The sequence below is a fragment of the Thalassobacter sp. HA4-2 genome (assembly GCF_055693705.1).
The window spans coordinates 2056958-2076068 of the sequence record NZ_JBVFUK010000001.1; the positions used below are offsets into that span (position 1 = coordinate 2056958).

Here is a 19111-nt window from a genome sequence, read left to right on the forward strand (position 1 = left end):
TTGTTCCTGCGCGCGTGTTAGCGCTAACCATCGGCGTGATAACGGCGCGCGCACCCGTTGTCCAGCACCCTAGACCCGCGCGATTTGGCCGCCCCCCACACAGGCGGCCACGCCGGTGGTGCCGGGATAGGACGTGGCCCAGCCGCGCGCAACACGCACCGCGAGATAGGCAAAGGCCTGCGCCTCCAGCATGTCACCGTCCAGGCCCACCGCCTCGACCGGGGCAACATCGCAGGGGATCAGCGCCGACAACCGCGCCATCAGGGCCGGGTTGTGCCGCCCGCCGCCGCACACCAGCACCCGCGCAGGCGGGCTTGGGCAATGGTCCAGACCTGCGGCCACGGACCGCGCCGCCACCTCGACCATGGTGGCCAGGGCATCCTCGGGCGACAGGGCGGCGGTGGCGGCCATCGCATCGGCAAAGGCATCGCGGTCCAAGGATTTCGGCGGCATCCGTGCATAAAAGGCCCGCGACAGGGTGGCTTGCACAATCGCGTCCGACGCGCGCCCGGCCATGGCCCCCGCCCCGCCCTCGTCCCGGGCCCGGCCCAGCCGGGCGGCGGCGATATCATCCAGCGGTGCATTGGCCGGGCCTGTGTCAAAGGCCAGCAGCGCCTGAGGCCCCTGCGCCGGGTCCACCCACGTCAGATTGCCCACGCCCCCAAGGTTCAGAAACACCAAAGGGGCCGTCGCGCCGATCTGCCGGGCCAGCGCGTGGTGATACACCGGGGCCAGCGGTGCCCCCTGCCCGCCAAGGGCCACGTCCGCCGTGCGAAAGTCCCACACGATGGTGCGGCCAGTCGCCTCGGCCAGGCGGTTGCCGTCCCCGGCCTGATGGGTGCCGCGCCCGCCGGGATCATGGGCCAGGGTCTGTCCGTGAAATCCTACATAGGCCGCCCCGGGCAAGCAGGCGATCACCTCGGCATGGGCGGCCTCGACCACCGCCGCCGCCTGCGCCACCGCATCCCCGGGCCACTGCCCAAGGGCCGCGCGCAGCACCGCGCGTTCGGCGTCGGTGTAGGGGCGGTAGTGGCTGTCGCCAAATTCGGCCACCGTGTCGCCATCGGTGCGGATCATCGCCCCGTCCACCCCGTCCAACGATGTGCCCGACATCAACCCAAGGGCCCAAACTGGTTCCATATGCCCTTCACCTTCCTGCACCGCCGCGTTACACGATCCTGATCACAAGATGGACGCCCGTGCTATGACCTACCACCCCAAATCTGACTTTCTGCGCGTGATGATGGAACGCGGCTTTCTGGCCGATTGTACGGATTATCAGGCGCTGGACGACGCATTGCTGGCCGGGGTCGTGCCCGCCTATATCGGGTTTGACGCCACGGCCAAGTCCCTGCACGTGGGCTCGCTGATCCAGATCATGATGCTACGCTGGCTGCAAAAGACCGGGCACAAGCCCATCGTCCTGATGGGCGGCGGCACCACCAAGGTGGGCGATCCGTCCTTCCGCGCCGATGAACGCCCCCTGCTGACCCCGGACCAGATCGACGCCAATATCGCAGGCATCAAGCAAGTGTTCGCGGCCTATGTGGACTTCGGTGACGCCGCCACGGACGCGGTGATGGTCAACAACGCCGAATGGCTGGACGCGCTGAACTACCTCGATTTCCTGCGTGACGTGGGCCGGCATTTCAGCGTGAACCGCATGCTGGCCTTTGAATCCGTGAAATCGCGGCTGGACCGGGAACAAAGCCTGTCGTTCCTCGAATTCAACTACATGATCCTGCAAGCCTATGATTTCATGGAACTTCACGCCCGCTACGGCTGTCTGTTGCAGATGGGGGGCTCGGATCAATGGGGCAATATCGTCAACGGGATCGACCTGACGCGCCGCACCCTGGATGCGCAGATTTTCGGGCTGACCTCGCCCCTGCTGACCACCTCGGACGGCAAGAAGATGGGCAAAAGCCAGGACGGCGCGATCTGGCTGAACGCAGACATGCTGTCGCCCTACCAGTTCTGGCAATTCTGGCGCAACACCACGGACGCGGACGTGGGCCGGTTCCTGAAACTCTACACCGAATTGCCGCTGGACGAATGTGACCGCCTCGGCGCGCTGGAAGGCCAAGCGATCAATGACGCCAAGATCGTGCTCGCCAACGCCGTCACAACCCTGCTGCACGGGGCCGACGCCGCCGCCGCCGCCGAGGCCACAGCCCGCGAAGTGTTCGAGAAGGGCGGCGCGGGCGACGACCTGCCGACGCTGACCCTGACGGACGCGGACGTGGCCGATGGCGGCATCTCCGTGGCACAACTGATCGTGCGCGCAGGCCTAGCCAAATCCGGCAAGGACGCCAAGCGCCTGATCCAGGAAAACGGCGCACGCCTCAACGACGCCCCCCTGACCAGCCCGGGCCAGATGATCACCGCCCAAGATCTTGCCGACCCGATCAAACTCAGCGCGGGCAAGAAGCGCCACGCCCTGATCACCTTGGGCTGACCAACGCCCTCATTGTTCCACAAATACCCTCGGTGGGGGTCTGGGGGAGGCAGCGCCTCCCCAGCGTCGCGACGGGCCGCAGGCCCGGCGCAAACCCTTAGGCGGACTTTGCCACGCCCGGGCGCACACCCGCATTCCAGTCCCGCAAGGCTGCGCCAAACGCCTCGAACAGGGGCCGCGAAACGGGGTCTTGCGCCGCGCGGTATTCCGGGTGCCACTGCACCGACATCGTGAACCCCGGCGCGCCGTCGATATAGATCGCCTCGGGCGTGCCATCGTCCGCATGACCGTCGATCACCACCCGCGCGCCGGCCCGCTTGATCCCCTGCCCGTGCAGGGTGTTGGTCATCACCTCGCGCCCGCCGAAAAGCCGCGCGAAGGGGCCGCCTTCGGAAAACGTCACCTTGTGGCGGATCGCGAATTTTTCTTCCAGCGTGCCGTCGGGGGGCATGCGGTGGTTCATGCGGCCCGGCAGATCGCGGATTTCGGGGTGCAGGGACCCGCCCATGGCCACGTTCACCTCTTGAAAGCCCCGGCAAATCCCCATGAAGGGCTGGCCCCGCGCCACACAGGCCCGCACCAGCGGCAGGACAATGGCGTCGCGGGCGCGGTCAAAGGTGCCGTGGGCGTCGGTCTCCTCCTCGCCGTATTCCTCGGGGTGGACATTGGGCCGCCCCCGTCAGCAGAAAGCCGTCGCAGGTCTCCATCAACTCTTCCACGGTCACGAACCGCGGGTCCGAGGGCACCAACATGGGCAGGGCGTCGGACACCTCTGCCACCGCTTCGGAGTTCATGGTGCCGCCTGCGTGGGCGGGGTATTCATCGTTGATCAGATAGTGGTTGCCGATAATGCCTACGATTGGACGCGCCATGGGACCCCCGGTGACTGCGAGATTTTGCCCCAGATACACCATGCCCGCCCGCGCGCCAAGGCGTGCGCCCGCGCAAGACGACCTGCGCGGGCGCACATGCACAGGATTTAGGCGTCCCCGATCAGTCCGGCCGCCTCGATCCCGACCAGTGCTGCCGCCGCATCATTGTCCGAGGTGTCCCCCGTCACACCCACAGCCCCGATCACAGCGCCCTTCTTGTCGCGCACCAGCACGCCACCGGGCACGGGGATCACCTGCCCGCCATAGACGCCGTTCACAGCGGCCATGAAATAGGCCTGTTGTTCGGCACGGGCCATCTGGGCGCTGCCGGGCATGCCCAGCATGATGGCGCCATAGGCCTTGCCGTGGGCGATCTGGAACCGGCCCGGGGCGGCCCCGTCCTCGCGCTCGAACGCTTTGACGTTGCCGCCGGCGTCCAGCACCACGACCGACAGGGGTTTCAGGTCCATCTCGCGGCCCTTGGCGAGGGTTTTGGAAATGATCGTGCGCGCCTTGCGCAGGGTGATCTCGGCCATGGGTTATCCTTTCGCTTTCAGTTCCAGACGGCGGGCATGCAGCACCGGTTCGGTGTAGCCCGAGGGTTGCACCCGGCCCTTGAACACCAGATCGCAGGCCGCCTGAAACGCCACACCTTCAAAGCCCGGGGCCATGGGACGATACAGCGGGTCGCCCGCGTTCTGGCCATCCACGACCTCGGCCATCTTTTTCAGGGTCGCCATGACCTCCTGCTCGCCCACGACACCGTGGTGCAGCCAGTTGGCGATGTGCTGGGCGCTGATCCGGCAGGTCGCGCGGTCCTCCATCAGGCCGACGTCGTTCAGGTCGGGCACCTTGGAACAGCCGACCCCCTGGTCGATCCAGCGCACGACATAGCCAAGGATGCCTTGGGCGTTGTTCTCGACCTCGCGCATGACCTGTTCGGGTTTCCATTTGCGGAACGTCGCCAGGGGGATGTCCAGCACCGCATCCACATGGGCGCGCCGCCCGCCCTTGCGCAGCTTGTCCTGCACCGCAAAGACATCCACCTGGTGGTAGTGCAGCGCGTGCAGGGTCGCGGCGGTGGGGGATGGAACCCAGGCACAATTGGCCCCGGCCTTGGGGTGTTCGATCTTGGCCTCGATCATGGCGGCCATCTGGTCGGGCATGGCCCACATGCCCTTGCCGATCTGGGCGCGGCCCGACAGGCCACATTCCAGCCCGATGTCCACATTCAGGTTTTCATAGGCCCCGATCCACGCCTTGCGCTTGATGAAGTCCTTGCGGCTGAAGGGCCCGGCCTCCATGCTGGTGTGGATTTCGTCGCCCGTACGATCAAGGAAGCCCGTGTTGATAAAGGCCACCCTGGATTTAGCGGCGCGGATACATTCCTTGAGGTTGACGGTGGTGCGCCGTTCCTCGTCCATGATACCCAGCTTGACCGTGTATTGCGGCAAGCCAAGGGCCTGTTCCACGCGCCCGTACAGCTCGTCCGAGAAGGCGACCTCTTCGGGGCCGTGCATCTTGGGTTTGACCACATAGACCGACCCGTGGACCGAGTTGCCGCCCGCCCGGTCCAGGTCATGCTTGGCGATCAGGACGGTCATCATGGCGTCCATCATGCCCTCGAAGACCTGGTTGCCGTCGCGGTCCAGGATCGCGGGGTTGGTCATCAGGTGGCCCACGTTGCGGACCAGCAAAAGGGCGCGGCCCTTCAGGGTCAGGTCGCTGCCATCCGGGGCGGTGTAGGTGATATCGTCATGTAAGCGGCGGGTTACGGTCTGGCCGCCCTTCTCGAACGTCTCGATCAGGTCGCCCTTCATCAGGCCCAGCCAGTTTCGGTAGGCCAGCACCTTGTCCTCGGCGTCCACGCAGGCCACGGAATCCTCGCAGTCCATGATGGCAGAGACGGCGGATTCCATGCGCACATCGGCCAGCCCGCATTGGTCGCGCGATCCGATGGGATGGGTGCGATCGAATTTAAGTTCGACGTGCAGGCCATTGTTTTTCAACACAACTGCATCGGGGGCCTTGGGGTGGCCCCGGTAGCCCACGAATTGCGCAGGGTCCGCCAAGGGCAGGTCATCCACCAACAGCGCACCGTCATTGACGTAGTAGCGCCGCGCATCCGCGTGGGAGGTGCCCGCCAGCGGAAAGGCTTGATCCAGAAACACACGGCCGCGGGCCACAACCCGGGCCCCATGGCCGCGATCATAGCCGCCCTTGGGGGGCGTCGTGCCCATGGCGTCGGTGCCGTAGAAGGCGTCATAGAGGCTGCCCCACCGAGCGTTGGCGGCGTTCAGGGCAAAGCGGGCGTTGGTGATCGGCACCACCAGCTGCGGCCCGGCGACGCTGGCAATCTCGGGGTCGGTGCCTGCGGTGTCGATCTCGAAGGCCGGGCCCTCGGGCACCAGATAGCCGATGTCCTGCAAAAACCGGACATAGGCCGCGTGGTCATGGGGCGCGTCCCGGTGCGCGATATGCCATGCGTCGATCTGGGCCTGAATATCCTCGCGCTTTTGCAGCAGGGCGCGGTTATTGGGGCCAAGGTCGTGGACCAGATCGGACAGGCCCTTCCAGAACGCCTCGGAGGCAACGCCTGTACCCGGCAGGGCTTGGGTTTCCACGAAATCATGCAGTTCGGCGGCCACTTGCAGGCCATGTTTTTCAATGCGGCTCACGGTATTCTCCATCCCGGTATTCCTTTGTGCACCGAGATAGAACGCTTGTTTCCGATAGGCAACAAAAGGGGTCAGATTTTTTGACCAATTTTGCCATCAGGTGTTTCGCGATTTTTCGAACGACCCTTGGACGTGCGGCACCGGTCCGAGCAATAGCGCACCTCGTCCCAGACCTTTTCCCACTTCTTGCGCCACGTAAACGGCAGACCGCAGGTGGCGCAGGTCTTGGTGGGCAGGTCGGATTTTTTGCGCATTTTCGGCATGTTACAGGTCCAGGCTCATCTGCCGGTCATCGCCCTTGCGCGGGCGGGCCACGGGGTCGCGGGTGAACCGGCGCGCGCCGTCCTTGCGACTGGCATGTTTGGCCACGATCTGTTGCGCCTCGGCGTGAAAGGTGTTGGACCGGCGCACGGCCCAGACCCGGTCGCGCGCGGCGCGCGCGGCGGCGGCCACGTCCACGATCGGCGCGGGGTATTTCAAACCGCCGAACCCGCCCCACGCCCAGGGCGTCTGCAACAGGCCATCGGGCACCTCGGCCAGTTCGGGACACCAGCGGCGGGTGAAGGCGCCCGTCGGGTCTTGATCCGTGCCCTGTTTGACGGGGTTGTAGATGCGCAGGGTGTTGATGCCCGTGGTGCCCGATTGCATCTGGCATTGGGACCAATGGATGCCCGGTTCATAATCGGTGAACATGCGCGCAAGGTGTGGCCCCGTGGCGCGCCAGTCCAGCCACAGGTGATAGCTGGCCACCGCCATCAGCATCGAGCGCATGCGAAAGTTCAGCCAGCCCGTGTGGATCAGGCTGCGCATGCAGGCGTCCACAAAGGGCAGGCCCGTTTCCCCCTTTTCCCAAGCCGCAAGGCGCGCGGCGTCGGGGGTGCGGGGGCGCAAATCCTCGTAGGCGGAATGCAGGCAGCGGCGGTCGAGAGCGGGAAAATCCTCCAACTTCTGCATGAAATGATCGCGCCACGCCACGCGGGACACAAAGCTTTGCATGGATTTGGCCCAAGGCGTGCCCTTGGTTTCCGCCCGCCGGGCCAGCCCCGCCTGATGCGCCTCGCGCACGCTGAGGGTGCCCCAGGCGATGTGCGGCGACAGACGGGAACAGGCGGTGGCCCCTTCCAGGGGGCTGGACATGGCGCTGCGATAGTCGCGGCCCCGTTCGGTCAGAAACCCGCCGAGCAGGGTCAACGCCTGCCCGCGCCCGCCCTTTTGCCGCCCCGGACACGGATCAAACGGCAAGCCCAGATCCCGGGCCGAGGGCCAGGTGCCCGGGTCCACCCCGTGGGGCGGCAGGGCGGGCGGGGCCAGTTGTTCGGCGCGCATGACCTTTTCGCGCCCCTGCGCCCACCCATCCCGAGAGCCCAGGCGGCGGGTCACGCCCAATTGCGGCACCTCTTCCCAGTCGATCCCGGCCCCGCGTGCCCAAGCCGCCACGCGGCGGTCGCGGTCAAAGGACCACGCGGTGCCGGTTTCCTCGGTCGCCACGATCCGCCCAGCGCCTGTCTGGTCGACCAAGGCACGCAAGACCGCCACGGCGTCGCCCGTGCGCACGACCAGCGGTGCGCCAAGGGCACCAAGGTCTTGGGCCAAACCGTCCAGACATTCTTCGATGAACCGCCATTGGCGCGCGCTGGCATCCGGTTGGGCCCACATCATAGGCTCTGCGATATATACAGGCACCACGACGCCCCCCGCGCGCGCCGCATGCACGAGGGCGGGGTTATCGTACACGCGCAGGTCGCGCTTGAACCATAGAATCGTGGGGCGGGGATTGGTCATAAGTTAGAACATTTGCGGAACGCTTTGGTTAATACAAGAGGTAGATTTTAGGCAGCCCTCGCCAAGGCATTGCACATAAATTAGGCAGCACAGTGCAAAAGCGCCCGGAGAGGCGGCGGAAACCGCCGCAGCGGTTGCCATGCCTGTCGGGACAGGTTTGGTGAGCGTTATGAAAGACCTGTCCACCATGCCCGCGCAGCGCGCCAAGGGGGCCGCGCGCCTGACCGCCAAGCAACGCGATGGGGCCAGCCGGATTGGCGACTTGCGCATGGAAGGGTCGCTGAAGGTTCTGTTCCCGCGCAGCACCGGGGCCCTGCAGGCGGTAACGATCAACACGGCGGGCGGCATCACCGGGGGAGACCGGTTTACCTTGCAGGCCCGGGCCGAGGCTGGGGCCACCCTGACCCTGACGACCCAAGCCGCAGAGCGCGCCTACGCCAGCATCGACGCGGCCCCGGGACGGGTGCGCACCACCCTGACAGCGGAGGCCGGGGGGCGGATCAACTGGCTGCCGCAAGAGACAATTCTGTATGACGGCTGCGACCTGGACCGCGCCTTGACCGTCGAACTGGCCGGGGACGCGCGCCTGACATTGGTGGAGCCTGTGTTGTTCGGCCGGACCGCCATGGGCGAGGCCCTGCGCGCCGCGCGCCTGCGCGACCGGATCGACGTGGTCCGGGGGCGTGCTGGTCTACCGCGACGGCGTGGACCTTGCGGGCGACATCACCGCAACTCTGGCCCGCGCGGGCGTGGCGGACGGCGCACAGGCCATGGCCAGCCTTGTGCACATCGGCCCGGATGCCGAGGCCATGCGCGACGCCCTGCGCCCGGAGTTGCCTGCCACGGCGGGTCTCAGCCTGCTGGCCCCGGATATCCTTGTGGGCCGCGTGCTGGCCCGCGACGCCCACGCCCTGCGCGTGACCCTGATCCCTTTGCTGGAGCGGCTGTGCGACGCCGCCCTGCCCCGACCTTGGAAGCTGTGACATGAACCTGACCCCCAGAGAAAAAGACAAGCTGCTGATCGCCATGGCCGCCGAGGTCGCGCGCAAGCGGCTTGCGCGCGGCGTCAAGCTGAACCACCCCGAGGCGATCGCCCTGATCACCGATGCCGTGGTCGAGGGTGCGCGGGACGGGCGGTCTGTGGCGGATATGATGGAGGCCGGTGCCCAGATCATCACCCGCGACATGTGCATGGAGGGGGTGGCCGAAATGATCCACGATGTGCAGGTGGAGGCGACCTTTCCAGACGGCACCAAGCTGGTCACCGTCCACAACCCGATCCGATAGGCCCGATCCGACAGGCCCGATCCGACAGGGTTGTGGGTATTTGGAACCCAATGAAGGAGGCGACAGCGCCATGATTCCAGGTGAAGTTCTAACCCCGGAGGGGGAGATCACCCTGAACGCCGACAAGACCGCGATCACCTTGCGGGTGGCCAACACCGGCGACCGCCCGGTGCAGGTGGGCAGTCACTATCATTTTGCCGAGGCCAACGGCGCGCTCGATTTCGACCGGGATGCGGCACGGGGGCGGCGGCTGGATATCGCCGCGGGCACCGCCGTGCGGTTCGAGCCCGGCCAAGTGCGCGAGGTGCACCTGATCGAGATCGGTGGCGCGCGCCGCATTTACGGGTTCAATCAACAGGTGATGGGCGCGCTGTGATGGAACGGGCCGCCACGACCCCGAAGGCAGAGCCGGCGAATGCCTTGCCCCTGTGCGATTGACTGACCACGATGGAAGGAAAACCGGTGCAGATGAAACATACCCTCTTGGCGGCACTGTTGATGACGGGCCTGTCCCAAGCCGAAGCGCAAACCGTGGATTGCGAAAACGCGATGAACACGTTTGAGATGACCTATTGCGCAGACGCGGCCTACCGGGCCGCAGATGAGGACCTGAACCTGGCCTACGGGCTGGCCATGGACCAAGCGCGGGCATCCGACGAAGGCATGGACTGGACCCCGACCAACGCGGAGATGCTGCGCGATGCCCAGCGTGCTTGGATCACATTCCGCGACCGGGCCTGCGGGGCCGAGAGCACAATGTGGCGGGGCGGCACCGGGCAGAACATGATCTTCCTTGGCTGTCTGGAGAAACTGACCCGCAGGCGCACGGAAGACCTGCGGTACTATGGCGAAACGAACTGAAAGGACGGCTACATGGCCACCACGATCTCACGCGCTGACTATGCCGCCATGTATGGCCCCACCACGGGCGACAAGGTGCGGCTGGCGGACACCGAACTCTTCATCGAGGTCGAGCGTGACCTGACCGCCGAAGCCGTGGGCCGGGCCACGGGCGGATCCGGTGCCAATGCCGCCATCTACGGCGAAGAGGTCAAGTTTGGCGGCGGCAAGGTCATCCGCGATGGCATGGGACAGGCGCAAACCACCCGGGCAGAGGGGGCGGTGGACACGGTGATCACCAACGCGCTGATCCTGGATCACACGGGCGTTTACAAGGCCGATGTCGGCCTGCGCGGCGGACGGATCGCCGCCATCGGCAAGGCCGGCAACCCCGACACGCAACCCGGCGTGGACATCATCGTTGGCCCGGGTACCGAGGCCATCGCGGGCGAAGGACGCATCCTGACAGCAGGCGGCTTCGACAGCCATATCCACTACATCTGCCCGCAACAGATCGAAGATGCCTTGCACTCTGGCCTGACCACAATGCTGGGCGGCGGCACGGGGCCTGCGCACGGCACGCTGGCCACCACCTGCACGCCCGGCCCTTGGCACATCGGGCGCATGTTGCAGGCGGCGGATGCCTTTCCGATGAATTTGGCCTTCGCGGGCAAGGGCAACGCCTCTCTTCCTGCCGCTCTGGAGGAGCAGGTGCGCGCAGGCGCCTGTGCCATGAAACTGCACGAGGATTGGGGCACCACCCCCGGGGCCATCGACTGCTGCCTGTCGGTGGCGGACGCTATGGACGTGCAGGTGATGATCCACACCGATACCCTGAACGAGAGCGGGTTTGTCGAAAACACGGTCGCGGCCATGAAGGGCCGCACGATCCACGCCTTTCACACCGAGGGCGCGGGCGGCGGCCACGCGCCGGACATCATCAAGATCTGCGGTGACGCCAATGTCCTGCCGAGTTCCACCAACCCGACCCGGCCCTATACGGTCAACACCCTTGAAGAACATCTCGACATGTTGATGGTGTGCCACCACTTGGACAAATCGATCCCCGAGGATGTGGCTTTTGCGGAATCCCGTATCCGGCGCGAGACCATCGCCGCCGAAGATATCCTGCACGATATGGGCGCGTTTTCCATCATCGCATCCGACAGCCAGGCCATGGGCCGGGTGGGCGAGGTCATCATCCGCACGTGGCAAACCGCCGACAAGATGAAACGCCAGCGCGGGCGACTGGCGGACGAGACAGGTGCCAACGACAACCTGCGCGCGCGGCGCTACATCGCGAAATACACGATCAACCCCGCCATCGCCCATGGCATCAGCCATGAGATTGGGTCCATCGAGGTCGGCAAGCGCGCAGACCTGTGCCTGTGGAACCCCGCGTTTTTCGGCGTAAAGCCCGAGATGGTCCTGCTGGGCGGTATGATCGCCTGCGCGCAGATGGGCGATCCCAACGCCTCGATCCCCACGCCGCAGCCTGTCTATTCGCGCCCCATGTGGGGGGCGTTCGGGCGCGCGGTCGAACGCTCGGCGGTGACCTTTGTGTCGGCAGCGGCCCAGGCCGAAGGCATCGGCGCGGCCCTTGGTCTGGCCAAGGACACAGTGGCGGTGCAAAACACCCGTGGCATTGGCAAACGCGACCTCAAGCTGAACGACGCCCTGCCCCATGTCGAGGTGAACCCAGAGACCTACGAGGTGCGCGCAGACGGCGAATTGTTGACCTGCGAGCCGGCCGAGGTGCTGCCCATGGCCCAGCGGTATTTCATGTTCTAGCGCTGCCCCCCGAACCAACCCAAGGTGATTTGCCCATGAACTGGCTTCTCTTCATCCCCGCCTGTTTTGCCCTGAACGCGTTGCCGCGGCCGAACAACCTCACGGCCTTTGTCGCGGGGCTGCGCGGCGTGCTGGGACACGGCATGATCCTGCACCGGCTGAGCCAGGGGTTCGGCGGCCTCTTGGTCGTTACTAGCGTGGTCATGGCCACGGGGCGCACATGATCCACGCCCGCGCATACCACGGCCATCCCCACGGCACGCCCGCAGATACGCTGACCCTGACCTACGAGGACCGGTTTCTGCGCCGCAAGGTTTTGACAACGGACAGCGGGGCGCAGGTTATGGTGGATCTGCCCCAGACCACCTCGCTGGAGGCAGGCGGTGTCTTGGTCTGCGAGGACGGGGCCGAGATCACAATCCTTGCCGCGCTCGAGCCCTGCCTGGAGGTGCGCGGCGACCTTGCGCGCCTTGCATGGCACATCGGCAACCGCCACACTCCCTGTCAGGTCGAGGCCGACAGGTTGGTCATCCGCGCCGATCATGTTCTTCAACAGATGCTTGAACACCTAGGCGCAACCCTTTGTGATACAACAGAACCCTTCACCCCCGAAGGTGGCGCTTACGGTCATGGGAGGACCCATGGTCACACCCACTGATCTGTCCACTCTGGCCCAATGGTTCTCGCCAGCCTACCCCGTGGGCGGCTTCGCCTATTCCCACGGGCTGGAGGTGGGAATCGAGGCGGGTGCCTTGCGTGATGCGGAAACCCTAAAGGACCAGATCACGGACATCCTGCGGTTTGGCGCAGGGCGCGCCGATGCCCTTTTGTTAGCCGCCGCTTACCATGCAGAGGATCCGGCACCCGTGGATGAGACCGCCCGCGCCTTTGCCGCCAGCGCGGAGCGTGTGTTGGAAACCACCTTGCAAGGCGCGGCCTTTGCGCAAACCACGGCCCATGTCTGGGACCACACCCTGCCGGACCTGACCTACCCGGTGGCCGTGGGCCGCGCGGCCCGACTGACCGGTCTGCCGCTGGTGCCAACGGCCCAGATGTACCTGCACGCCTTTGCGGCACAGCTTGTCTCGGTGGGCGTGCGGCTGATCCCGCTGGGCCAGACAACCGGGGCGGCGATCGCCCATGCCCTCGCCCCCCTGTGCCACCAGATTGCGCTGGCCACGGAACACGGCGACCTCGACACCCTCGCCGCCGCCGCATGGACCAGCGACATCGCCGCCATGCGGCACGAGACCCTGACCACAAGGACCTTTCGCACATGACCTCTCCCAACGGACCCTTGCGCATTGGTATTGGCGGCCCCGTGGGCGCGGGCAAGACGACCCTGACCGCCCGACTGGCCGAGGCGCTGAAAGACGCACACTCCCTCGCCGTGATCACCAACGATATCTACACCCAAGAAGACGCCGAGGCCCTGATGCGTATGCAGATCCTGCCCGCCGACCGGGTCATGGGGGTCGAAACGGGGGGCTGTCCCCACACCGCCATCCGCGAGGACGCCAGCATAAACCTCGCCGCCGTGGCCCAGATGAACGCACGCCACCCGGACCTAGACCTGATCTTGATCGAATCCGGTGGTGACAACCTGTCGGCGACCTATTCGCCTGAACTGGCGGACCTGACGATCTATGTGATCGACGTTGCCGCAGGCGAAGAGATCCCGCGCAAAGGCGGCCCTGCCCTGACACGGTCCGACATCCTCGTGATCAACAAGACCGACCTTGCTCCTTACGTCGGCGCCAGTCTGGACGTGATGGACCGAGACGCCACCGCAAACCGCAACGGCCGCCCCCATGTGTTTGCCCAGTTGAAACATGGCCAAGGCACCGACGATATCATCGCCCTGATCCGGCAGATCGGCGGGCTTTGATCCCTTCATTGGGTTTGAAATACCCCCGGGGTTTGGGGCTGGCCCCAACGAAAAAGCACCCCTCGATGGGGTGCTTTTTTCGGCACGTGGTGCCTAAACAACAGTGGCGCGGTTGACGGGGCTCGAACCCGCGACCCCCGGCGTGACAGGCCGGTACTCTAACCAACTGAGCTACAACCGCTCACTGTGTGCACGCTGACTAAGCCTATGGCGCACCCCCGTCAAGCGCCTTTTCAGACATTTTGCGCGCTTTTCTTTCACGCCACACAACATAAAGTCCCGACCCCGCAATCAGGGCAATTCCGGCCCAGATGGCGGGGGTCGGGACCTCGCCAAAAACGCTCCACCCCCAGAAGATCGCAAGGGGCAAGGCGATGTATTCAAACGGGGCCACCATGGCCGCGTCGCCCAGGCGGTAGGCCTGTGACAGGCAATAGGCGATACCGGCCACGTTTAGGCCGATTACACCAAAGATCCATAGATCCTCGGGCGCGGGCCAGACCCAGGGACGCAGCAAAAACACAAGACTTTCATTCTCGACCAGCCCGACAAAGCGACCATCGCCCGCGATAAAAAACGCCATGACGCTGACACAGATGAACATGGACTGGATATAAATGGCCAGGGCCGAAGCGCGGCTGACCACGCCCAGCTTGCGGGTCATGATCTGGTTCGTGGCATAGGCCAGTGCGGACACCAGCGGCAGGCCATAGGTCCACCACGCAAGGCCCTGCCCCTGCCCGCGCAGCTCTGGCGCCAGCATCACGATCACGCCCACGAACCCCATCCCAATGGCCGCCCAACGGTGGGGGCCCACGACCTCGCCCAGCACCACGATGGACAGCAGGGCGATCAGAAGTGGGGCGATAAAGAACAGGGCCGTGACCTGTGACAGGGGCATGACCGCGATGCCCAGAAAGAAAAACATATTGGCCATGACCACCATGAACGCCCGCAGGGCATGCAGGCCGGGCGCGCGGGTGCGCAACAAACGCCAGCCCCCTCCCACCACAGAATCGGCAGGCTGAACAGCAGCCCGCCCACGGACCGGGCAAAGACGATCTGATACAGCGGATAATCCCCGGACAGATGTTTGAACATCATGTCGTTGAAGGTGATGAACAGCATCCCGAGGGACACCATGAGAATTGCAAGCTGGCTGGGACTTTTGATCATCCCCGCACCCTGCGTGCAGGCTTGCAAGCTGTCCAGTCAAACAACGTGACCGGGCAGATCACGATCCGACATAAAAAAAGCCAGCACCCCGGGGACAGTCGGGGGCTGGCAAGTGAACCCTGGCGCAGAGGCAGTTTCGGATCAGGCAGTGATCCTTCGGCAGCAGAGCCGAATTCCCGAACGGGACGCGCGCCAAGGTATCGGCAAGAATGGGGACCTAGGCGGCTTGCGGCTGTGTTTCGCCCCATGCCTCCACAAGGCGATGTGTGCGCGCGGCCTTCATAACCAGACCAACGCGGGCCTGCTGTCGGTTCAGGCCCGCGGCATCCAGCGACACGTAATAGCTGGGGATTCCCGGTCCGGGCCATGGCCAAGGTGCAACGTGACCCGCGCCTGATAAATCTCGCGGTGGGGATCATAGTGAAGGCCTTTGACAAGGCCATAGTCGATCTCTTGAGGGGCCTGTTGCATTTGAAATCCTCCACAGGGTGTATGTTTCTTCTGTGGATGACTTGGGGATGGCTGCCCCTACTTTCACGGGGAATCGGAGTCACAGATTCCCACATCCGCGTGATTTTGCCGTGAAATCACGCGGAAATAGGCGGAAATCTACCGATCCGGGGCCGGGATGTGCTCCTTATCGTCGCCGGGGGGCAGTTTGAACCGCCCGTGTGCCCAGTCGCCTGCGCGCCACGCTTCTTTGGCGGCGTCGATGCGGTCCCGGCTGCTGGCCACAAAGTTCCACCAGATGTAACGCGGCCCTTCCAGAGTGGCACCGCCCAGCATCATCAGCCGCGCGCCCTGCGCACCCGCCTTCAAGGACACGCGGTCGCCCGGGCGAAAGACCATCATCTGACCGGCGTCAAAGGTCTGTCCGGCCACCTCGACGGCGCCCTGCACCACGTAGACGCCCCGGTCCTCGTGGTTGTCAGGCAGCGGGATCGACGCCCCGGCCTCCAGCACCGCATCGGCATAGAACATCTCCGAGGCGGTTTCGACCGGCGCGCGTTCCCCCCACGCGTCGCCAAGGATCAGGCGCACTTCCTTATTCTCCCCCTCCAACAGGGGCAGGCTGTCCTTGGGGGCGTGGATGAAATCGGCGGGCCGATCCTCGTGGTCCTTGGGCAGGGCCACCCATGTCTGGATGCCGAACAGGCTGTGGGGCTTGGCGCGCACGTCGCCATCGGTGCGTTCGGAATGGGTGATGCCGTGGCCTGCCACCATCCAGTTCACCGCCCCCGGTTCGATCCACTGGTCCGTGCCAAGGCTGTCACGGTGGTGGATCTTGCCCTTGTACAGATATGTCACCGTGGCCAGACCGATATGGGGGTGCGGGCGCACGTCGATCCCCTGCCCCGTGACGAATTCCGCAGGCCCCATCTGATCGAAAAAGATGAAGGGGCCGACCATCTGGCGCTTGGGCGCGGGCAGCGCGCGACGCACCTCGAAACCGCCAAGGTCGCGGGCCCGGGGTACGATAACCGTCTCGATCGCATCTACGGCATCGCCCGTGGGGCAGTCGGGGTCTAGGGCGGGGTTCCAGCTCATGGTGATCTCCTTCGTGTGTGATCCACAGATAGCACGCCTTCTTCGCGCACCAAACACCTAGCGATAATCACTTATTGTGCTTAAATGCACAGATTGTCATCGCCGCGGCAGTGCCCCACTCTGACCCGAAACATCGGGAGGGTTCGACATGAAAACCGCATTGATCACCGGGGGCGCACGGGGCATTGGACTGGCAACGGCGCATCTGTTTCTGGACGCAGGCTGGCGCGTTGCGATCCTGGACTACGACGCCGCAGAGCTGAAGGCCGCGACCGCCCCCTGGACAACGTGCTAGCCCTGCCCCTCGACATCAGCGACGAGGCGCAGGTGAAGGACGCGGCGTCCCGTGTCGCGGATTGGGCGGGGGACGCATTGCACGCGCTGGTCAACAACGCAGGCTACGCCGATTTCGGCCCGATCGAGCAGACGGACTTTGCCCGCTGGCGCAAGGTGATGGCCACCAACCTTGATGGCACCTTTCTGATGACCCACCATTTCACCCCGGCCCTGAAGGCGGGCAAGGGGGCCATCGTCAACATCGCCTCGATCAGCGGGCTGCGCGCCTCGACCCTGCGGGTGGCCTATGGCACGTCCAAGGCCGCCGTGATTCACCTGACCGAACAACAGGCCGTAGAGTTGGGCGAATACGGTGTGCGGGCGAACTGTGTGGCCCCCGGCCCCGTGCGCACGAAACTGGCCATGGCCGTGCACGACGCCGCGATCATACAGGCTTACCACGACGCCCTGCCCCTGAACCGCTACGGGTCAGAGCGTGAGATAGCCGAAGGGATCTACTGGCTGTGTTCCGACAAGGCCAGCTTTGTCACCGGGCAGACCCTGTCCATCGACGGCGGGTTCGAGAGCACGGGCATCGGCCTGCCTGCCTTGCGGGGCTAGTCCACCGCGCCCTTGCGTGCGGGGTCAAACCGCAACCAGCCCCGGATGCGGTCCGGGCCGCCCGCGTCCTTGGGGTGGGATTGCCCGTTCAGGACCGTCACCTCGGGCAGGAAGGGATCAAATCCGTCCAGACAGGCAAGGTTGACGCCCACCTCTGCCGGGTTGGACCGGCGCTGGTGGTGGGTGTAAATCCCGCATGTGCCGCAGAAATGGTGGCGCGCGGTTTGGGTGTTGAACTGATACAGGCGCAGTGCTTGCGCGCCCTCGGTCACGTGCAGATCCTCGACCCGGGCCGAAACGGCCACCGCCCCGCGCATCCGGCACAGCGAACAATCGCACCGCCGGGCAGAGGCGAGGCCGTCCGACAACACCACCTCGAACCGCACCGCGCCGCAGTGGCATCTGCCCTTGATCGGCGCGGTCACGCGTAATCCGTCCGCAGCCGGGCCTTTTGCACCTTACCCATGGTGTTGCGCGGCAGGGCGTCCAGCACCACGTAGCGGCGGGGGTGCTTGTAGCGGGCAAGTGTTTCGGCCACCCGCGCTTCGGTCGCCTCGATATCCACATGCTCGCCCACAAGGGCGGCGACGACGCGCTCTCCGAACTCGGGGTCCGGCACGCCGAACACGGCGCTTTCGGTGATGCCGGGGATGTCGTTCAAGACGTCCTCCACCTCTTTGGGATAGACGTTGTAGCCGCCCGAGATGATCAGGTCCTTGGCCCGTCCCACGATCGTCACGCGCCCTTCTGCGTCCTGCGTGGCCAGATCGCCGGTGATAAAGAACCCGTCGGCGCGCAGCTCTGCGGCGGTTTTGTCGGGCATGTTCCAATAGCCCTTGAACACGTTGTCGCCGCGCACCTCGATCATGCCGATCTGGCCCGGGGCAAGGGGCGCGCCGGTCTCGGGGTCGGTGATCTTGACCTCCACCCCCGGCAAGGGAAAGCCGACCGTGCCCGCGACCCGGTCCCCGTCATAAGGATTGGAGGTGATCATGTTGGTTTCCGTCATGCCGTAGCGTTCCAGGATACGGTGTCCCGTGCGCGCCTGAAACGCGCTGTGCGTCTCGGCCAGCAAGGGGGCAGAGCCGGAGATGAACAGCCGCATGCCGCCCGCCGCCCGGTCCAGTCGCGTGTCCGACAGCAGCCGGGTGTAGAAGGTGGGCACCCCCATCATCAGCGTGGATTGCGGCATCTCGGCCAGAACGGTGTCCAGATCGAACCCCGCCATCAGCCGAATCTGCGCCCCTGCAAGTAGGGTCGTGTTCACGGCCACGAACAAACCGTGGGTGTGAAAGATCGGCAGTGCGTGGATCAGGCGGTCCGCATCCGTAATCTGCCACAGGTCCGTCAGGCTGCGCGCGTTGGACAAAAGGTTGCGGTGGGTCATCATCGCGCCCTTGGACCGCCCCGTGGTGCCAGAGGTATAGAGCAGCCCTGCCAGATCGTCCGGGCCGCGCGTCACGGTGTCGAACCGGTCCGGGGCCGCGTCCGCCGCCTGCCCCAGCGTCCCGCCCGCACCAAGGCTTAGAACGGTGGCATCGGGTGCGATGGCCTGCATCGCCGCCACATCCGCGACGTCGCAGACCACCACGCGCGGCGCGGCATCGGTGACGAAATAGGCGACCTCGGCCATTGTGTAGGCGGTGTTGAGGGGCAGATAGACCCCCCGGCCTGCAGCGTGCCTGCATACAGCGCCAATGTGTCGGGCTCCTTGGGCGCCTGGACCACGACCCTGTCGCCCGGCGCCACACCTGCGCCTGCCAGGACATGGGCCATCTGTGCGGCGCGCGCGACAAAGTCACCGTAGCTTTGGGTGCGCCCCGTATCGTCGGTCAGAAACGCCCTGTCCCTGTCCCCGTGGGGCGCGATCAAGGCATCATAAAGCGTGTTCATT

At 65.3% G+C, this 19111-nt stretch carries 19 protein-coding genes, 1 tRNA gene and 3 pseudogenes; 12 read left to right on the forward strand and 11 right to left on the reverse strand.

The window, feature by feature from the left end:
- Nucleotides 1–69 precede the first annotated feature (69 nt).
- Nucleotides 70–1140: an anhydro-N-acetylmuramic acid kinase gene (locus ACZ1G0_RS10335; RefSeq protein ID WP_472736865.1), complete on the reverse strand. Its 1071-nt coding sequence runs from the start codon at nucleotides 1138–1140 to the stop codon at nucleotides 70–72.
- 64 nt (nucleotides 1141–1204) lie between these two features.
- Between ACZ1G0_RS10335 and tyrS the strand changes: the two genes are divergently transcribed.
- Nucleotides 1205–2458: a tyrosine--tRNA ligase gene (gene tyrS / locus ACZ1G0_RS10340; RefSeq protein ID WP_472737795.1), complete on the forward strand. Its 1254-nt coding sequence runs from the start codon at nucleotides 1205–1207 to the stop codon at nucleotides 2456–2458.
- Nucleotides 2459–2555: 97 nt separating this feature from the next.
- Here the strand turns inward: tyrS and ACZ1G0_RS10345 are convergent.
- The 5 genes and pseudogenes from ACZ1G0_RS10345 to ACZ1G0_RS10365 all read right to left on the reverse strand — a co-directional run bounded on the left by ACZ1G0_RS10345 (nucleotide 2556) and on the right by ACZ1G0_RS10365 (nucleotide 7790).
- Nucleotides 2556–3330: pseudogene (locus tag ACZ1G0_RS10345) on the reverse strand (gamma-glutamyl-gamma-aminobutyrate hydrolase family protein).
- Nucleotides 3331–3437: 107 nt separating this feature from the next.
- Entirely contained in the window at nucleotides 3438–3866 is a 429-nt protein-coding gene (locus ACZ1G0_RS10350; protein WP_472736866.1) for a GlcG/HbpS family heme-binding protein, read from the reverse strand.
- A gap of 3 nt (nucleotides 3867–3869) precedes the next feature.
- Nucleotides 3870–6008, reverse strand: coding sequence for a malate synthase G (locus tag ACZ1G0_RS10355; protein WP_472736867.1), 2139 nt, complete (start codon nucleotides 6006–6008; stop codon nucleotides 3870–3872).
- A gap of 71 nt (nucleotides 6009–6079) precedes the next feature.
- The gene (locus tag ACZ1G0_RS10360; protein ID WP_472736868.1) at nucleotides 6080–6271 is read right to left on the reverse strand and encodes a DUF2256 domain-containing protein; all 192 of its coding nucleotides are present in this window, start codon (nucleotides 6269–6271) and stop codon (nucleotides 6080–6082) included.
- Between the two features lies 1 nt (nucleotide 6272).
- A complete protein-coding gene (locus ACZ1G0_RS10365) occupies nucleotides 6273–7790 on the reverse strand; it encodes an FAD-binding domain-containing protein (protein WP_472736869.1) in 1518 nt (505 codons plus the stop codon).
- A 268-nt stretch (nucleotides 7791–8058) separates the two neighbouring features.
- On the opposite strand from ACZ1G0_RS10365, the pseudogene ACZ1G0_RS10370 reads away from it, so the two are divergent.
- The 9 genes and pseudogenes from ACZ1G0_RS10370 (at nucleotide 8059) to ureG (ending at nucleotide 13596) form a co-directional block, all read left to right on the forward strand.
- Nucleotides 8059–8773, forward strand: a pseudogene (locus tag ACZ1G0_RS10370) (urease accessory protein UreD).
- Between the two features lies 1 nt (nucleotide 8774).
- Complete coding sequence (locus ACZ1G0_RS10375; RefSeq protein WP_472736870.1) at nucleotides 8775–9077, forward strand: urease subunit gamma; 303 nt, start codon at nucleotides 8775–8777, stop codon at nucleotides 9075–9077.
- Between the two features lie 70 nt (nucleotides 9078–9147).
- A complete protein-coding gene (locus ACZ1G0_RS10380) occupies nucleotides 9148–9453 on the forward strand; it encodes an urease subunit beta (RefSeq protein WP_472736871.1) in 306 nt (101 codons plus the stop codon).
- 92 nt (nucleotides 9454–9545) lie between these two features.
- Complete coding sequence (locus ACZ1G0_RS10385; protein ID WP_472736872.1) at nucleotides 9546–9938, forward strand: lysozyme inhibitor LprI family protein; 393 nt, start codon at nucleotides 9546–9548, stop codon at nucleotides 9936–9938.
- Nucleotides 9939–9950: 12 nt separating this feature from the next.
- Nucleotides 9951–11708 (forward strand): urease subunit alpha, encoded by a 1758-nt coding sequence (gene ureC, locus ACZ1G0_RS10390; RefSeq protein WP_472736873.1) that lies wholly within the window; start codon nucleotides 9951–9953, stop codon nucleotides 11706–11708.
- A 35-nt stretch (nucleotides 11709–11743) separates the two neighbouring features.
- Complete coding sequence (locus ACZ1G0_RS10395) at nucleotides 11744–11932, forward strand: hypothetical protein (protein ID WP_472736874.1); 189 nt, start codon at nucleotides 11744–11746, stop codon at nucleotides 11930–11932.
- Nucleotides 11929–12366, forward strand: a complete 438-nt coding sequence (locus tag ACZ1G0_RS10400) for an urease accessory protein UreE (RefSeq protein ID WP_472736875.1) — start codon at nucleotides 11929–11931, stop codon at nucleotides 12364–12366. The genes ACZ1G0_RS10395 and ACZ1G0_RS10400 overlap by 4 nt, the downstream gene beginning before the upstream one ends.
- Nucleotides 12350–12988 carry an urease accessory protein UreF gene (locus tag ACZ1G0_RS10405; RefSeq protein WP_472736876.1) on the forward strand — a complete coding sequence of 213 codons (639 nt, stop codon included), beginning with the start codon at nucleotides 12350–12352 and terminating at the stop codon, nucleotides 12986–12988. The genes ACZ1G0_RS10400 and ACZ1G0_RS10405 overlap by 17 nt, the downstream gene beginning before the upstream one ends.
- Nucleotides 12985–13596, forward strand: a complete 612-nt coding sequence (gene ureG, locus ACZ1G0_RS10410; RefSeq protein WP_472736877.1) for an urease accessory protein UreG — start codon at nucleotides 12985–12987, stop codon at nucleotides 13594–13596. The genes ACZ1G0_RS10405 and ureG overlap by 4 nt, the downstream gene beginning before the upstream one ends.
- Before the next feature lie 104 nt (nucleotides 13597–13700).
- On the opposite strand, the gene ACZ1G0_RS10415 is transcribed toward ureG, so the two are convergent.
- The 3 genes from ACZ1G0_RS10415 to ACZ1G0_RS10425 all read right to left on the reverse strand — a co-directional run bounded on the left by ACZ1G0_RS10415 (nucleotide 13701) and on the right by ACZ1G0_RS10425 (nucleotide 16320).
- Nucleotides 13701–13777: transfer RNA gene (locus tag ACZ1G0_RS10415), tRNA-Asp, on the reverse strand.
- Between the two features lie 24 nt (nucleotides 13778–13801).
- Nucleotides 13802–14587: a DMT family transporter gene (locus tag ACZ1G0_RS10420; RefSeq protein ID WP_472736878.1), complete on the reverse strand. Its 786-nt coding sequence runs from the start codon at nucleotides 14585–14587 to the stop codon at nucleotides 13802–13804.
- Between the two features lie 794 nt (nucleotides 14588–15381).
- On the reverse strand, nucleotides 15382–16320 hold the full coding sequence (locus ACZ1G0_RS10425; protein ID WP_472736879.1) for a pirin family protein: 939 nt from the start codon (nucleotides 16318–16320) through the stop codon (nucleotides 15382–15384).
- A 148-nt stretch (nucleotides 16321–16468) separates the two neighbouring features.
- Between ACZ1G0_RS10425 and ACZ1G0_RS10430 the strand changes: the two genes are divergently transcribed.
- Together ACZ1G0_RS10430 and ACZ1G0_RS10435 are read left to right on the forward strand one after the other, a co-directional pair.
- Nucleotides 16469–16615: an SDR family NAD(P)-dependent oxidoreductase gene (locus tag ACZ1G0_RS10430; RefSeq protein ID WP_472736880.1), complete on the forward strand. Its 147-nt coding sequence runs from the start codon at nucleotides 16469–16471 to the stop codon at nucleotides 16613–16615.
- Nucleotides 16609–17217: an SDR family NAD(P)-dependent oxidoreductase gene (locus tag ACZ1G0_RS10435; protein ID WP_472736881.1), complete on the forward strand. Its 609-nt coding sequence runs from the start codon at nucleotides 16609–16611 to the stop codon at nucleotides 17215–17217. The genes ACZ1G0_RS10430 and ACZ1G0_RS10435 overlap by 7 nt, the downstream gene beginning before the upstream one ends.
- Here the strand turns inward: ACZ1G0_RS10435 and ACZ1G0_RS10440 are convergent.
- Both ACZ1G0_RS10440 and ACZ1G0_RS10445 read right to left on the reverse strand, forming a co-directional pair.
- A complete protein-coding gene (locus ACZ1G0_RS10440) occupies nucleotides 17214–17630 on the reverse strand; it encodes a GFA family protein (RefSeq protein WP_472737796.1) in 417 nt (138 codons plus the stop codon). The genes ACZ1G0_RS10435 and ACZ1G0_RS10440 overlap by 4 nt on opposite strands.
- Before the next feature lie 8 nt (nucleotides 17631–17638).
- Nucleotides 17639–19110: pseudogene (locus ACZ1G0_RS10445) on the reverse strand (AMP-binding protein).
- Nucleotide 19111: the final 1 nt, after the last annotated feature.